General features: G+C 72.2%; 12 protein-coding genes. 4 read left to right on the top strand and 8 right to left on the bottom strand.

What is annotated here, in order from left to right; all coding sequences use genetic code 11:
• Positions 1–6 precede the first annotated feature (6 nt).
• Entirely contained in the window at positions 7–642 is a 636-nt protein-coding gene (locus FHX81_RS00280) for an NUDIX hydrolase (RefSeq protein WP_141974649.1), read from the top strand.
• A 139-nt stretch (positions 643–781) separates the two neighbouring features.
• Positions 782–1,756 (top strand): heme-binding protein, encoded by a 975-nt coding sequence (locus tag FHX81_RS00275; RefSeq protein WP_141974648.1) that lies wholly within the window; start codon positions 782–784, stop codon positions 1,754–1,756.
• A gap of 51 nt (positions 1,757–1,807) precedes the next feature.
• Here the strand turns inward: FHX81_RS00275 and FHX81_RS00270 are convergent, their stop codons facing one another.
• The 4 genes from FHX81_RS00270 to FHX81_RS00255 are packed head-to-tail and all read right to left on the bottom strand — an operon-like array spanning position 1,808 to position 5,448.
• Positions 1,808–3,088 (bottom strand): ferritin-like domain-containing protein, encoded by a 1,281-nt coding sequence (locus tag FHX81_RS00270; RefSeq protein WP_141974647.1) that lies wholly within the window; start codon positions 3,086–3,088, stop codon positions 1,808–1,810.
• On the bottom strand, positions 3,085–3,891 hold the full coding sequence (locus FHX81_RS00265) for an HvfC/BufC N-terminal domain-containing protein (protein ID WP_141974646.1): 807 nt from the start codon (positions 3,889–3,891) through the stop codon (positions 3,085–3,087). The genes FHX81_RS00270 and FHX81_RS00265 overlap by 4 nt, the downstream gene beginning before the upstream one ends.
• Complete coding sequence (gene bufB, locus FHX81_RS00260) at positions 3,881–4,717, bottom strand: MNIO family bufferin maturase (protein WP_141974645.1); 837 nt, start codon at positions 4,715–4,717, stop codon at positions 3,881–3,883. The genes FHX81_RS00265 and bufB overlap by 11 nt, the downstream gene beginning before the upstream one ends.
• Complete coding sequence (locus FHX81_RS00255; protein WP_141974644.1) at positions 4,717–5,448, bottom strand: hypothetical protein; 732 nt, start codon at positions 5,446–5,448, stop codon at positions 4,717–4,719. The genes bufB and FHX81_RS00255 overlap by 1 nt, the downstream gene beginning before the upstream one ends.
• Before the next feature lie 260 nt (positions 5,449–5,708).
• Here FHX81_RS00255 and FHX81_RS00250 point away from each other — a divergent pair, with 260 nt between their 5' ends.
• The gene (locus tag FHX81_RS00250; protein WP_141974643.1) at positions 5,709–6,152 is read left to right on the top strand and encodes a PRC-barrel domain containing protein; all 444 of its coding nucleotides are present in this window, start codon (positions 5,709–5,711) and stop codon (positions 6,150–6,152) included.
• A 70-nt stretch (positions 6,153–6,222) separates the two neighbouring features.
• Here FHX81_RS00250 and FHX81_RS00245 read toward each other — a convergent pair whose 3' ends face one another.
• The 3 genes from FHX81_RS00245 to pdxR form a co-directional block, all read right to left on the bottom strand.
• Positions 6,223–7,074: an alpha/beta fold hydrolase gene (locus tag FHX81_RS00245; protein ID WP_141974642.1), complete on the bottom strand. Its 852-nt coding sequence runs from the start codon at positions 7,072–7,074 to the stop codon at positions 6,223–6,225.
• 58 nt (positions 7,075–7,132) lie between these two features.
• Complete coding sequence (locus FHX81_RS40190) at positions 7,133–7,864, bottom strand: hypothetical protein (protein ID WP_170231866.1); 732 nt, start codon at positions 7,862–7,864, stop codon at positions 7,133–7,135.
• 67 nt (positions 7,865–7,931) lie between these two features.
• Positions 7,932–9,326, bottom strand: a complete 1,395-nt coding sequence (pdxR, locus tag FHX81_RS00235) for a MocR-like pyridoxine biosynthesis transcription factor PdxR (protein WP_246107537.1) — start codon at positions 9,324–9,326, stop codon at positions 7,932–7,934.
• Between the two features lie 46 nt (positions 9,327–9,372).
• Here pdxR and FHX81_RS00230 point away from each other — a divergent pair, with 46 nt between their 5' ends.
• Positions 9,373–10,314, top strand: a complete 942-nt coding sequence (locus FHX81_RS00230) for an aldo/keto reductase (RefSeq protein WP_170231865.1) — start codon at positions 9,373–9,375, stop codon at positions 10,312–10,314.
• 53 nt (positions 10,315–10,367) lie between these two features.
• On the opposite strand, the gene FHX81_RS00225 is transcribed toward FHX81_RS00230, so the two are convergent.
• A complete protein-coding gene (locus FHX81_RS00225) occupies positions 10,368–14,075 on the bottom strand; it encodes a glycoside hydrolase family 2 TIM barrel-domain containing protein (protein WP_246107536.1) in 3,708 nt (1,235 codons plus the stop codon).
• Between the last annotated feature and the right edge of the window lie 263 nt (positions 14,076–14,338).

Genomic DNA, 14,338 nt, shown 5'->3' with positions numbered 1-14,338 from the left:
CACACCATGATCGAGTCGACCCCGGTGTCGGTGGACGTGCTGGCGTTGCGCTTCGACCCGACCCGACGCGCCGTGCTCCTCGGCATCGCGCCCCGCGCGCTCGACCCGTTCGCGGGCGAACTCGCCCTGCCCGGCGTCCTGCTGGGCAAGGGCGAACGGCTGCGTGACGCGGCCCGCCGCGCGGTCACCGGCAAGCTCGGCGTGCCGGAGGCGGCCATCTCCGCCTCCGGCCAGCTCACCACGTTCGACGAACCGTCCCGCGACCCGCGCGGCCCCACCCTCTCGATCGCCCTGTGGGCCACCATCGACCCCGCCGAGCTGACCGACGGCGGCCCCACCTGGACACCGCTGGCCGACGTCCCGCCCCTGGCGTTCGACCACGACCGCATCGTCCACGACTGCCGCCCGCTCCTGGCCGACCACCTCTGGCGCGACACCGCGTTCACCGCCGGCCTGCTGGGCCGCGAGTTCACCACCGCGCAAGCCCTCGACGTCACCGAGTCCCTCACCGGCGACCGCCCCTACCCGGCCAACCTCGGCCGCACGATGGAACGCCTGCCCGGCCTGCACCGCACCGCGCAGCACGCCGCCGCCCTGCCCAAGGGCGGGCGGCCCCCGTCCGTCTGGCGCTGGACCACCTAGCGCACCGCCACCACGCCCGTCCTCGATCGTGTGACGGACGTGCCGCGACGGGTGACGCCCCCGAGGTTTTCTTGAACCGCGTGACGGCCACGGCCGACCATGCCTCACAGGGGGACGGCGAACACACCTGGAGCGCCTGATGCCACTCAAGGCACAAATCGCGGACCTGTCACGCTTCCAGCAACTGCTGATCGGCACGTGGACGAACCAAGACCTGCCCGGCACCGGCAAGGGCGGCCCGGACAGCCCGTACTCCTACAACGTCATGCCCCTGCCCCAGCAATCACCCCAGAACGGCAAGAACCTCGGCTACATCCTCAAGAACTTCACCTACTACGAGACCATCCAGTTCAAGGGCATGGCCGACATCGCGAGCCCCGTCGAGGCACCCAACCGGGGCGGCACCTACCAGCAGTCGCCCTACGTCGTCTTCTACGACCAGCAGATCCGCTTCGCCGAAGGCCCCGGCATCGGCACCATCGTCCACGAGGAGAACGGCGCCTGGCTCCACCTCCAAACCGAGAAGCAGCAGATCGGCCCCTACCCCTACCCGACCGACAACCCCGCCCTTGAACCCGGTGACCCCGAACCACAACCACCGACCCAGACCGCCTGCAAGCAGATCTCCGTGCCGCACGGCGTCTCCGTCCTGGCCCTCGGCAGCTGCGAGGACGGCCTCTTCGCACCGCTGATCCCCGACGCGGCCCCGCCCCTGCCGACCCCCGCAGGCCTCGACACCTCCCCGTACGGCGACACCCTCACCACACCGGACAACTACCAGAACCCCCAACCCGCCCTGACCGAGCACATCACCCTGCCCCTGCAAGCCGCCATCCTCGACCTCGTCGCCGCGGGCCACGGCATCACCAACCACATCCACTGCCAGGTCGACACCGGCAACGGCGGCGCGGTGATGAACATCCCCTTCGAGAAGCGCAGGGCGGCCATCGTCGGCTACGGCGCCGACTACTGGCTCATGTCCCTCGACGGCGGCAACAACTACGACATCCTCGCCTACACGCAGCGGATCGTGCTCGAGATCCTCCTCGGCGACGTCACCTACACCTTCCCGCACCCCACGTCCAACGTCCTCACCAGGGTGCAGCCGAGGTGACGCCGCCGCGGACCGCGTCGACCACCCCGGCCGACGCGGTCCGGCGAACCGCTACCGGCGCACCCCGAGGTCCGGCGGCATCTGGTCGCTGATCAGCCACAGCACGCCGTTGTCCCCGCCCAGCGCCGGGAAGTGCGGCAGCACCCGCTCGCACAACTCCTTCAGGTGCCGGGTCATCGACACCCCCTCCGGGAACTCGTAGTACTCGAACGTCGGCGCGGCCTGCAACCCGCGGTAAGGACCCTCGGTGATCGGCGTGCGGACCAACTCCTTGATCACCCCGAACAGCAGACCCTGCATCGCCGCGATGAACACCCGCTCCAACCCGTAACGCGGGCTGGTCGCACCCGGCTTCACGTCGCTGCCCGAGGTGTTGTACAGCTCGTCCAGCAAGGCCAGCACGTACGTGTAAGCGGCACACCCCAACCGCCCCAGGTCCCGAACCGGCCCCTCCGGGTACTCGGCCACGCGCGGGTTCTCCGGCACCGGGTGGACGTCGCCGATCAGCTCCCACCCGTCCGCGATGCGCTTGAACTTCACGTAGTGCGGAGCCTCGAACAGCCCCGTCGCCAGGTCCTGCGCCGGGTTCGCCGGGTCGATCGGCACCTCCTGCTGATCCGGGTCCATGCCCTCGCCCTGCTCCACGATCACGTTGATCGCGGTCAGCGCCGAGTGCAGGTCGTGCACGATGATCGGCGCACCACCACCGCCCTCGTTCCAATAGGTGTTCGTGTACTGCAAGTCCAGTCGGTTGTGCTTGAACAGCTCCCGCTCCCGCTCCCCCGGCGACCCCGCCCGCCTGGCCACCGACGGGTCCACACCGCACAACCGCTGGAACCCGTCGAAGATCGCCTTGTAGAACTGGCCGATCGTCTGGTACTCGCCCGACTCCGGCGGCGCACCCACCTTCGCCGGCAGCTCCAACGGCATGAACACGTCCGCCACCAGGTCCGTGGTCAACGGCGCCAGCTTCAGCTCCAGCAGCGGCACCCGGTGCAGCATCGGCGAGGGGAACGTCGGCACGAACTCCTCGTGCCGGAACCTGATGTGGTCACCGCGCCCGATCGCCACGATCAGGTTGCGCACCAACGACAGGTGCAGCATCTCCTCGATCACGATGCTCTTGATCAACCGGAACGCACCCGGACCCGCCGACCACTGCGACACGTTGTCCGTCTTGATCGAGTACGCGGCGTACAGGTACAGCGGGATCGTCGACATCTCCAGCCGCGCCGCGTCGTAGAGGTGCGAGAACAGGTCATCGACCGAGTCGATCGGCTTGCCCGCCTTCGGCGGCCGGTACCCCGTGGGCACCGCGTGAGTGGTGGTCATCGGTGCGACGTCCTTCCGTTGATTCCGACGATCAGTCCTTCGGCCGTCCAGGCGCGCACGCACGCGTCGGTCCGCCCGGGGTCCAACCCCGCGCCACGACCGGCCCGACCCACCGGCGTGCCCGCCCGCAACGCCGCCAGCAGCCGGAAGCGCGGCTCGTCGAACTCCGCCACGGTCACCACGAAGTCGGTGCGCGCCACCACCAAGCGGACCTCGGCCGGAGCCGGCAACGGCGGGTCCTGGCCCGCCCTCACCGCGACCGCGAGCACGTGCACCGGGAAACCCGCCCGCACCAGCCGCAGGCACTCCACAGTGGACACGACCGTGTCGGCCCACCCCCGCTCACCCGGCCCCGGCACGGCCGGCGACGGCCCGCGGAACTCCGCACCCGCCGCCGCGTGCGCCTCCGTGAACGCCCGCTCGAACCGGACCACGTCCACCAACAGGTCGATCCAGGGCTCCCGCTCCCCCTCGACCACATCCGGACGGCCCGCGGCCAAGTGCTCGGCGAACCCCGCCCCGAGCGCCTCCAACGTGTGACCGCGCGAAGGCCGCGAAGACAGGTACTCCCGCGCGAACCCCTCGAACAACTCACCGCCCAGCAGGTGCCGGGCGACCGGGTAGTGCGCGCTCAGGCAGTCGACCAACCGCGAGCGGTACCCGTGCTGGTAGATCGCCAGCCGCCGCGCCGCCGACAACCGGGCCGTCCCCACCACCACGTCCGCCACCCCACCGGCACCCGCCGGGTCCAGGATCGCGCCCTGCAACCAGCCCTGCAGCAGGCGCAGCCGCTCAGCCGCCACGAGCCGCCCGCTCCCGCGCCTTGGCCAACTCGGCCGTCAGGACCTCGAACGCCGGCACCCGGTCGTCCCACTCCAGCAGCGCCGTCACCGACGGCAGCAACCCCGTCGTGAACTCGTACAAGTCCCACACCGGATCCGCCACCGGCCGGTCGTGCGTGTCGATCAGGTGCGTGCCGCGGTCGGTGTGCCCCGCCAGGTGCAGGTACACGACCCGGTCGGCCGGCAGCGCCCGCACGTAGTCGTACGGGTCGAACTCGTGGTTGACGGCCGACACGTGGACGTTGTTCACGTCCAGCAGCAACCCGCACCCCGACTCCTCCGCCAACCGGGCCAGGAACTCGCACTCCGACACCGTCGACTCCGCGAAACCCAGGTAGGTGCTCGGGTTCTCCAGGACCAGCGGGCGCTCCAGGACGTCCTGCACGACCCGGACCCGCCGCACCACGTGGCGCAACGACTCCTCGGTCAGCGGCAGCGGCAGCAGGTCGTGCGTGTTCAGCCCGAGCACACCGGTCCAGCACAGGTGGTCCGACACCCACGCCGCACCCACACCGCTCGCCAACCGCCCCACCCGGCGCACGTAGTCCAGGTCGAGCGGATCCGTGCTCCCGATCGACAGCGACACGCCGTGCAGCACCACGGGGAACCGCTCGGCGACCTGGTCGAGCAGGTACCGCGCGTACCCGCCGTTGTCCAGGACGTTCTCCGTGATGACCTCGAACCAGTCCACTCCGGACGGCCCGCGCAGCACGTCGGCGGCGTGCCGCGACCGCAGGCCGACGCCGAAGCCCAGCTCCGGCAGGCCGAGCCGGACCGGCGCCGGCATCAGGTGCGGCCCACGTAACGCGGCAGCTCGCCGCTCCCCCCGGCTTGCGGCGGTCCGCCCGCCTTCCGGGTTCCGCCGGTCTTCCCGCTCTTCGCCGCCTTCGCGGGCTCCTCGGTCCGCACCGTCTTCGCCGTCTCCGTCGCGATCGGCGTCGCGGTCAGGGAGGCGAAGAGCTGCGCGCGATCCGTCTCGTAGGCGGGCACCTTGTCGTTCGGGTAGCCGGCACCGGGCGCCGGGTCGAACGCGACGCCGGCGTCCCACATCCGCGCCTCGAACCGCGTGCGCGCCAGCTTCCACACGCTGGTGCCCTTGAACGGACCCGCCGACGCCACCCGGCACTCGTTGATCGGGCTCGCGCAACTGCCGTTGGCGCTGCACGACTGCTCGCCCGGCTTGGTCTGCTCGACCTCGCTGCCCGCGTACCCGCACCCACCCTGGCCCCGGCACTGGTTGTCGCCGTGGCAGACGTGCAACGCGGTGGCACAGGTGCCCGTGCCGGGCAGCTTCGCCTGACCGGACTCGTCATGGCCCTTGCAGGCGTTCAGCCCCATGCACACGTGCAGCTCGAGCACCGGCGCGGACGTGGTCAGGCCCTCCCGCGGCCCGCCGGCCTCGTGGCTGCTCTCGCGCAGCTCCCGGCCCGCCGGACCACCGGTCAGGAACAGCGCCGCCTGCTCCGCCGACATCCCGTCATGACCGTTGCCGCCACGTCGGTCGTGCGTGCTGCCCATCTTCGCGACCACCTTCCCCAGTGGAGCGCCGTCCGGTCCCGAGCGGAACCGGCCCAATCCCCTTCTACACCGCCGTTTCGCACGCAGGCGGGCGGATCGACGACCCTCCCTGATCGGGTAGGGGACATCACTGATCCGAGGGACGGAAGCGCTCACCGGGCGTGAGCTTCGGTCATCACTGACGTTATCGTGAACACGGAGGAGTCGGCCGCCACTCGATCGGGTACTCCTCGCTCGACCATCCGACCAAGGAGGCCGAGATGCACCCGCTCCCCATCCCCTTCGCGCCGTGGGTGTGGCGCAACGTCGACGAGCTGCTCGACGGGCGCGACACCGACTCCCCCGAGGCCGGTGAGGCCACCCGGTCCCCCGAGCGGCACGACCGACCGGACATCGGCCTGCTCGGGTACGAGGTCGAGGCGCTCGACGGCACGATCGGCGAGATCGACCAGTCCAACGCCCGGGTGCCCGCCGACTGCCTGCTCGTCGACGCGGGCACGTGGTCGTCGCACCGGAAGGTCGTGCTGCCGGTCGGCGCGGTCGCGCGGGTCGACCACGACGCGAAGAAGGTCCACGTCGACCGCACCAAGGACCAGGTGCGGCAGGCCCCGGAGTACGACGCCGACACGTTCGACGCCGACGAGTACCGGCAACGACTCGGCGACTACTACACCGAAAGCTACCGGAGCACGCCACCGTCCTGATCGGGCGGTAGCGGTCCGGTGTGGACCACGCGCACCCGGCGGCCGCCCCCGGCTGCCGGGTGCGCGCGGTTCAGGCCACCAGTTCCATGATCCGGGCCGCGACCTCGGCGGGGGCCTCCAGCGGCAGCATGTGGCCCGCGTCCTCCACCACCACGGACTCGCCACCGACCGCGGCGGCCAGTGCCTTGGCGTTCGACTCGGGCACCAGGCGGTCCTCGTCCCCGACCACCGCGATCACCGGCCGCTCCCCCGCGACGGTCAGCGCCGCCTCCCGGTCGTACCGGTCGACCGCGGGCCGGAACAGGGCGATCGTCTCCGGCCAGTGCGACCACACCATGTCCGCGGTGAGGTTCACGTCCTCCGCGCGCGGCTCGTCGCCGAACAGCCACCAGCGCAACCCGGCGGTCTTCGCGGGCTCGATCTTCTCCCGCACCGCCCGCACCAGGGGCCCGAACGCGCGTTCCAGCTCCCGCACCAGCTTGCCCAACGCCTTGGGCCACGCCAACGACGTCTCCGCCAGGTCCGTCGCGGCGGTCGACACGAACACCACGCCCGCCACCCGTTGGCGGTACAGGCGGGGACGGCGCTCGGCCATCGCCATCGCCGCCATGCCGCCCATCGAGTGCCCGGCGACGACGACCCGTCCCCCGGGCGCGAGCCGTTCGATCAGCTCGCCGAGGTCGTCGCCGAGCTGCTCGATGGTCGCGGTCTCCTTGTCGGCCGGTGAGGACGTGCCGTGGCCCCGGTGGTCGTAGGCGATCACCTGCACGTCCGCCGGCAGCGCGGCCACCACCCGGTGCCAGCTGCGGTGGTCGAGCGCGTAGCCGTGGGCGAGCACCACGGTCACCTCGGCGTCGGGCGGGCCGCCGCGTGCCACGTTCAGCTCCGTGCCGTCCTCCAGCCGCAACCGTTCGGTCGCCATGGCCGCTGTCCCTTCCGTCGTCGGACTCCGTTCAACCAACGAGTAACAACAGCGGCCGTTACGACCAGTCGTCGTCGCGGAGCAGGCGCAGGCGGCGGTCGAGCAGGGCGGCGAAGTCGTGCGGGCGGCCGACGACCAGCTCCACCTCCGCGTCGGCGGTGCGGACCACGACCACCTCGCCGCCCGGCGCGGCCGGCGTGTCCGCCACCCGCACGTCGGTGATCGCGCGCAGCGGCAGCTCGCCGCCGGAGACGTCCGGGGTGGACGGTCCCGTGGCCACGTGCCAGCGCAGCACCTCACCGTCGAAGTTGGCGTGGGCGAGCACGGGGTGCCCGGTGGGGTTGCGCACCTGCCGCGACGCGCTGCGCACGCCGAGCGTGGTCCCGGCGACCGCGCCGCCGGCCACGTCCACCAGCACCGCCCTCGCCCGGGTCACCAGCACCGCCGCGACCGCCGCGGCGAGCACGGTCGGCAGGCCCAGCAGGGCGTGCCGGGTGAGGATGCCGACGCCGAGTGCCTGCGCCGCGCCGGCGTAGGCGATCAGCCCGGCCCACCACCCGGGCCGGCGCACGTAGACCCGTGCCACCAGGAACCACACCGGCACGGTGACGCCGACGGCGAGCAGGACCCACCCGAGCACGGCCACGCCCGACCACCGTGCGACCAGAGCCACGACCAGGCTCACCGCGGGCGGGCCGAGGAAGCCCAGCAGCATCGACGCCCGCACGCGCGCCCACCGGCGTTCGACCTCCGCCCGGACCGACGAGTGCACGCGGAACGGCATCCGCACCCCGCACCACCTCCCGACCGCAGCGTAACGTCACCGTTTCGCACTCATCGGGTACGCACGGTGATGATCAGCGGGTCAGGGCCGCGCGCAGGAGTGCCACGGCGGCGGGGATCTCGGTGTCGCCGATGTTGCCGTACCCGAGGACGAGGGCGCGGTCCGGTGAGCCCTTCGCCCGGTAGTCGTCGAGGTCCGCCAGGCGCAGGCCGGCGGAGGCCGCGGCGCGCACGGTGGCCCCGGTGTCGGTGTCGTCGGGCAGGTGCAGCAGGACGTGCAGGCCTGCGGCGGTGCCGGAGACCCGTGCCCGCGGCAGCTCGGCGGCCAGGGTGGTGAGCAGCAGGTCGCGGCGGGCGCGGAAGCGGCGTCGGCCCGCGCGCAGGTGGGCGTCGTACCAGCCGCGGTCGATGAACGCGGCCAGCGCGAGCTGGTCCAGCACCGGCGGTGCGGCGGCCACCGGGTTCGCGGCCCGCAGCGCCGGGGTGACGCCGGCCGGCGCGACCAGCCAGCCCAGGCCGAGGGCCGGGGAGAGGGTCTTGCTGACCGTGCCGAGCAGGACGACCCGGCCCGGGTCCATGCCCTGCATGACCGCGACCGGGTGGTGGTCGTAGCGGAACTCGGCGTCGTAGTCGTCCTCGATGACGAACCCGTCGACCTCGCGGGCCCAGCGCACCAGCCCGGCCCGGCGCGCCGGGGACAGCACCGTGCCGGTCGGGAACTGGTGCGCCGCGCCGACGACGACCGCCCGCGCCGGCGTCCGGGTCAGGTCGTCCACGCGCAGGCCGTCGTCGTCCACCGGGACGGGGTGGACGCGCAGGCCGGCGCTCGTCGCGGCGTCACGCAGCCGCGGCCAGCCGGGGTGCTCCACGGCGAGGTCCGCGATCCCTTCCGCGCGCAGTGCGCGGCACGTGCGGACGAGGCCGTCGGTGACGCCGGCGCACACGAACACGGACGTGACGTCGGCGTCCGCGCCGCGTGACCGCCGGAGGTACCCGGCGAGGGTGCCGCGCAGCACCGCGTGCCCGGCCGGGTCGGGGATGTCGAGGTCGTAGTGGACGGCCGAGCCGATGACCGACCGGACCGCGTCGGCCCACCGCCGGCGCGGGAACGCGCGCAGGTCCGGCAGGCCGGGCGCGAGGTCGTACCGGATCGCGGGCCGGGTCGGCGCACGGCGGGTGCGCGGCTTCGGCGGTGCCGCCTCCGGCGACCACGAGACCCGGGTGGCCGAACCGACCCGCGCGGCCAGGTAGCCCTCCGCGACGAGCTGCCCGTACGCCTCCGTCACGACCCAGCGGGAGCAGCCCAGCTCCTCGGCCAGCGCCCGGCTCGGCGGCACGGCGTCGCCCTCGGCCAGCCGCCCGTCCCGGATCGCGGTGCGCAGGGCGCGGGCCAGGCGGTCGTGCAGGCGTCCCGGCCCGTCGACCTCCACCAGCGTCGCCCACGCGAAATTGGTCTGGGGAATCACCACGGGATTGGACAGTACCGCCGGGCCGAATCGACCTACGGTGGTGGTCATGATGGACAAGTTGGCCCTGGGCGCGATGCTGTTCGGCACGGTCACCGACGAGCGCCGGTCGTTCGAGCTGCTGGACCGCTTCGTGGACGCCGGTGGCGTCTGGATCGACACCGCGAACTGCTACTCGTTCTGGGAGGACCCGAGCGGGTTCGGCGGGCAGAGCGAGGAGTTGCTGGGCCGCTGGCTGGCGAGCCGGCCGGGCGTGCGCGACCGGGTGCGGATCAGCACGAAGGTGGGCTGCGAGCCGACCGAGGCCGGGCGGTTCCCGGAGACGGCGGAGGGGCTGTCCGCCGGGGTGGTCAAGAACGGGATCGAGGGCAGCCTGCGGCGGCTCGGCACCGACCACGTCGAGCTGTACTGGGCGCACAAGCCCGACCCGGTGACGCCGCTGGAGGAGACCGTCGCCGCGTTCGACGAGCTGGTGGCCGCGGGCGCGGTCGGCCGGCTCGGCGGCTCCAACTACCCCGTGTGGCAGGTGGAACGGGCGCGGCGGATCGCGCGGGACCAGGGCCGGACCGGCTTCACGGCCGTGCAGCAGCACCACACGTACCTGCTACCGCGCCCCGGTACCCGCCCGACCGTCGTGCACCGGTTCGGCGCGGTCACCGACGAGGTGGTCCACTACCTGGAGCACCACCCGGACATGGCGCTGTGGGCGTACACACCGCTGCTCAGCGGGCGCTACACGCGTGCCGACAAGCCGCTGCCCGCCGAGTACGACCACGCCGGCACCACGAACCGCCTGGCCGTGCTCGACGAGGTCGCCGCCGAGACCGGCGCGAACCGCAACCGGGTCGTGCTCGCCTGGCTCACCGGCGGCGACCTCGACGTCACGCCGATCGTCGGCGTGAGCGCGGTCGAGCAGTTGGACGACGCGATCGCGGGCGTGTCTTTGGAGCTGACCGCCGACCAGCGGCAGCGCCTGGACGCCGCGGCGTGACGGCGCGGTGGCCGGGTTCGCCGGTTCGGGGGTGCGGCGAACCCGGCCGTCGGTCACGCGCCCGAGGGCAGCCCCGCGCGTGCCTCCTGGGTGGTCAGCGGGCGCAGGGTCAGCACGTACTCGTAGGTGCTGTCCGGCCGCACCCGGCTGCGGGTGCGGACCGGGTTCGGGGTGTCGCCGACACCGGTCACGGCGTGGCTCGCGTGCAGCGTCACCCACCCCTTGTTGCGCTGGAGCTGGAACGGGTAGGCGGCCCGGTCCAGGTCGTCGTACGGCGTCACGCTGACGTCGTTCGCCCCGGCCACCAGCAGGCCGCCCGTGCGGCCGTCGGTGAGCAGCGCCCAGCGCGTGTCGGTGTGGTTCCCGTGGTCCTGCGGCCGGTGGTAGTCGACGTACTGCTCATCCACAGTGGACGAGTGGACGCCGATCGGGGTGCCGTCCTCGCGGTCGACGTAGCTCTCCGCCTGCCTGCCGTACCAGGCGAACCGGTCGTAGTCGTCCGGCACGGCGAGCGAGACGCCGACGCGCGGGAGGTACGGCAGGGTGCGCATCGCCCCCTGCGGCGTGACCTCGTGGCCGAGCCTGAGCACCCCGCCGTGTTCGACGGTGTAGGTCATGGTCTGGTCGAACCACGCGCCGGCGACGTCCGGGGCGGCCACCCGGCTGTCCACGACCACGCGCACGCCGGTCTCGGCCGGTTCGACCCGGACGTCGGTGACGGTGGTGGCGAGCCGGTCGAGGCCGACCGCGCGCCAGTCCTCCCCCTCCGCGCGACCCCACTTGAACGTCTCGTTGCTGATCGGCGCGCGCCACGCGTCCAACTTCGGCCCGCCCGCGAGCAGCTCCCGGTCCCGGACCTCGACCGACGACAACGTGCCGGTCTTCTTGTCCACGGTGTAGCTGACACCCCGGGCGGCCGCCGTCACGGTGCCCGCGGTGTCGGCGGTGATGGTGGCGCTACCGCCCCCGGGTGCGGGCTCCAGGCCGGGCACGGTCGTGCCGCCGAGGGGGAACTGGTCGTGCGCCACGACGTGACCGGCGGGGATCGTCGGTCCGGCCGCCGTGGTGACGGCCTCCACGGTCAGGAACCGCTCGCGGTCGGCCGGGTTCGCGGGCGGTGGTAGCGGGATCGTGCCGGTCGAGTCGGCGGCCACCCGCAGCGGCTGCCGGCCCCGCGTCACGACCCGGGAACCTTCGCCGACGCGCCACCGCAGCTCCAGCCCGTCCGTGCCGCTGAACTGCCGTTCGTTGCGCACGGACAGCACGCCGTCGGCGTAGCCGAACCGCAGCGGCTGGTGTGCCCACGCCATCTGGGTGGTCTCGGGTTGTGCATGGCGATCGGGACTGACCAGGCCGTCGAGGCCGGACAGGCTCGAACCGTAGGACAGGTGCGTGCCGCGTTCCTCGACCCGGTCGAAGTCCAGGGCCAGCACCGCGCCGCCGACGGGTTCGGCCGCGGTCAGCTCGGCCGGGGTGAGCGGGCGGTCGTAGATCCGGACGTCGTCCACCGCGCCGTGCGCCATCCGCCCGACCCGGGCCGGGTCGTTCCACGAGGTCTCGAAGTCGCGCCCGATGTTCACCTCGGCCGACGACGGGTCGATCGCGCCGGTGAACGGCTTGCTCGCGACCTCGCGCCCGTCGATGTAGAGCCGCAGCGCCGTGCCGTCGTACGTGCCGCTGACCCGGTGCCAGGTGCCGTAGAAGTCGCTCGGCACGGTCGCCTGCACCGCCTGCCAGGTGCCGCTGTGGATGAAGAACTCCAGCGTGTTCTCGGTCTTCATCTTCATGGCGTACTGGTGGTCGCCCTTGCCGACGATGCGGAAGTCGCCGCTCCACTTCGCGGGCTTGACCCACGCGTCCAGGGTCAGCGCCGTGCCCGTGATGTCGAGCTCGCGGTCGCGGTAGACCTCGACGAAGTCGTCGAGACCGGACAGGAACAGCGCCTTGCCGCGGTGGCCGTCGACCAGTTCCGGGGCGCCGGACAGGTGCGCGGAGATGTCGTTGCCGGACGAGTCGGGCAGGATGCGGACCTTCTGCCGGATGCTGCTTTCGGCCCAGTCCCAGATGAAGCCGCCCTGGGTGGCGGGGTTGGCCCGGATGGTGTCCCAGAACTCGCGGAAGTTGCCGAGGCTGTTGCCCATCGCGTGCGCGTACTCGCCGAAGATCAACGGCTTGGTCGTGCTCTTCGCCTGCTGCTCGAACCGCTCCGGCGACGGGTAGCGCGGACCCCAGACGTCGGCGAACGGCGCGTCGCCGTCGGGGTTGTTGGACTGGTGGTACTTCGGCCGGGTGGGCTCGTTGGCGTCCAGCCACTCCGCCATCGCGTAGTGGTGCGCGCCCAGGCCGGCTTCGTTGCCGGTGTCCCACATGAACACGCTGGGGTGGTTCTTGTCCCGCTCGACCATCGCCGTGAAGCGGTCCAGGAACGCGGCCCGCCACTCGGGCTGGTCGGCCTGGCACCAGTTGTCGCAGTTCTCGTGGTTGTGGGTCTCGATGTCCACCTCGTCGGCGATCCAGAGGCCGTGCTCGTCCGCCAGCTCGTAGAAGTAGGGGTCGGACGGGTAGTGCGAGGTGCGCACCGCGTTGACGTTGAGCTGCTCCATCAGGGCGACGTCGCGTTCCTGCGCCGCCCGTGGGACGTGCCTGCCGTGGTCGGGGTCGGTCTCGGCCCGGTTCACGCCCTTGAACAGCGTGCGCTCGCCGTTGACGAGCAACTGCTTGTCGCGGATCTCGATCTCGCGGAAGCCGGTGGTCTCGCTGGTGATGTGGGTGGTGCGGCCGTCCGGTCCGGTCAGCGTGAACACGACGGTGTGGAGGTTCGGCGTCTCGTCGGTCCACTTCGCCGGGTCGCGCACCGGCAGGCTCAGCCCGACCTGCCGGCCCTGACCGGTCACCTCGACCTCCCCGGTGACCTGGCCGACCTCCACGCCGCGGGCGTCGCGCAGGCTCGCCGTGACGCGGTGCGGGCCGGTCGACCCGCCGGACTGGTGACCCACTTCGACGGCGGCGGACAGCGTCGCGTCGGTGTAGGTGGCGTCGAGGTCGGTCCGCAGCGTCACGTCGCCGATGTGGGTCGCGGGCGTCGAGTGCAGCCGGACCGAGCGGAAGATGCCCGAGTAGCGCCACTGGTCGACGTCCTCCAGGTACGCGCCCGTGCTCCACCGGTGCACCTGCACCGCCACGCGGTTGCGGCCCGGCCGCAGCGCCGCCGAGACGTCGAACTCCGCCGGCGTGTAGCCGCCCTGGTCGTAGCCCACGTAGACGCCGTTGACCCAGACGAAGTAACCGGACGTGACGCCTTCGAAGCGCAGGAACGTGGTGCGGCCCGCCGTCCAGTCGGCGGGCACGTCGAAGTCCCGCGCGTACGCCCCGGTGGGGTTGACGTCACGCGGCACCCGGGGCGGGTCGTCCGGTTGGATCTCGGTGGCGATGTTGCGGAAGATCGGGTGGTCGAGCCCGTCGGTCTGCCACGTGTGCGGCACCGTAACCGCGCGCCACGTCGACGTGTCGTAGCCGTCGGCGTGGAAGCCCGCCGGCACCTCCTCCGGCCGCTTGGCCATCGCGATCCGCCACTCGCCGTCCAACGACCGCGTGTACGGGGTGCGCTCGTCGCGGCGAACGGCCGAGTCGACGTCGGCGTACGGGCGCAGGTAGGCGTGCGGGGGCTTCTGGCCCTCCGCGACCATCCCGGGGTTCTCCAGGTAGGTGGAGTAGAGGTCGCCGGGAGGCGCCTCGGCGGTGGCGCTCGGACTCACGGCCACCGCGGAAGCTCCTAGAACGAACATGACTGTCACCAGAGCACGCAGGCTCGGCATGCTGAACCTCCATGTTCAACCAGAACTACACAAGATCCAGCAAGGGCGCCCGGCGCGTCAAGATGCGACGGTGTCGAACCGGAAGACGTGGCGACGACCGTCCGTGAGCGGTCCCCTATGGACAGACGACTGCGGACCACGCTCCACACCGGCATGTGTTAGCGCTAACCCAATCGCGATCACCCGGATCGCCCGGACCCGGGAAGCAA

It is taken from the genome of Saccharothrix saharensis (assembly GCF_006716745.1).
In the GTDB taxonomy this organism is placed as follows: Bacteria; Actinomycetota; Actinomycetes; order Mycobacteriales; family Pseudonocardiaceae; genus Actinosynnema; species Actinosynnema saharense.
This window is presented reverse-complemented; position numbering and strand designations above follow the sequence as displayed.

Coding starts and splice junctions, on each gene's coding strand:
- FHX81_RS00280 (WP_141974649.1), top strand. CDS start 7: ATGATCGAGTCGACCCCGGTGTCGGTGGACGTGCTGGCGTTGCGCTTC.
- FHX81_RS00275 (WP_141974648.1), top strand. CDS start 782: ATGCCACTCAAGGCACAAATCGCGGACCTGTCACGCTTCCAGCAACTG.
- FHX81_RS00270 (WP_141974647.1), bottom strand. CDS start 3,088: ATGACCACCACTCACGCGGTGCCCACGGGGTACCGGCCGCCGAAGGCG.
- bufB (WP_141974645.1), bottom strand. CDS start 4,717: ATGCCGGCGCCGGTCCGGCTCGGCCTGCCGGAGCTGGGCTTCGGCGTC.
- FHX81_RS00255 (WP_141974644.1), bottom strand. CDS start 5,448: ATGGGCAGCACGCACGACCGACGTGGCGGCAACGGTCATGACGGGATG.
- FHX81_RS00250 (WP_141974643.1), top strand. CDS start 5,709: ATGCACCCGCTCCCCATCCCCTTCGCGCCGTGGGTGTGGCGCAACGTC.
- FHX81_RS00245 (WP_141974642.1), bottom strand. CDS start 7,074: ATGGCGACCGAACGGTTGCGGCTGGAGGACGGCACGGAGCTGAACGTG.
- FHX81_RS00230 (WP_170231865.1), top strand. CDS start 9,373: ATGATGGACAAGTTGGCCCTGGGCGCGATGCTGTTCGGCACGGTCACC.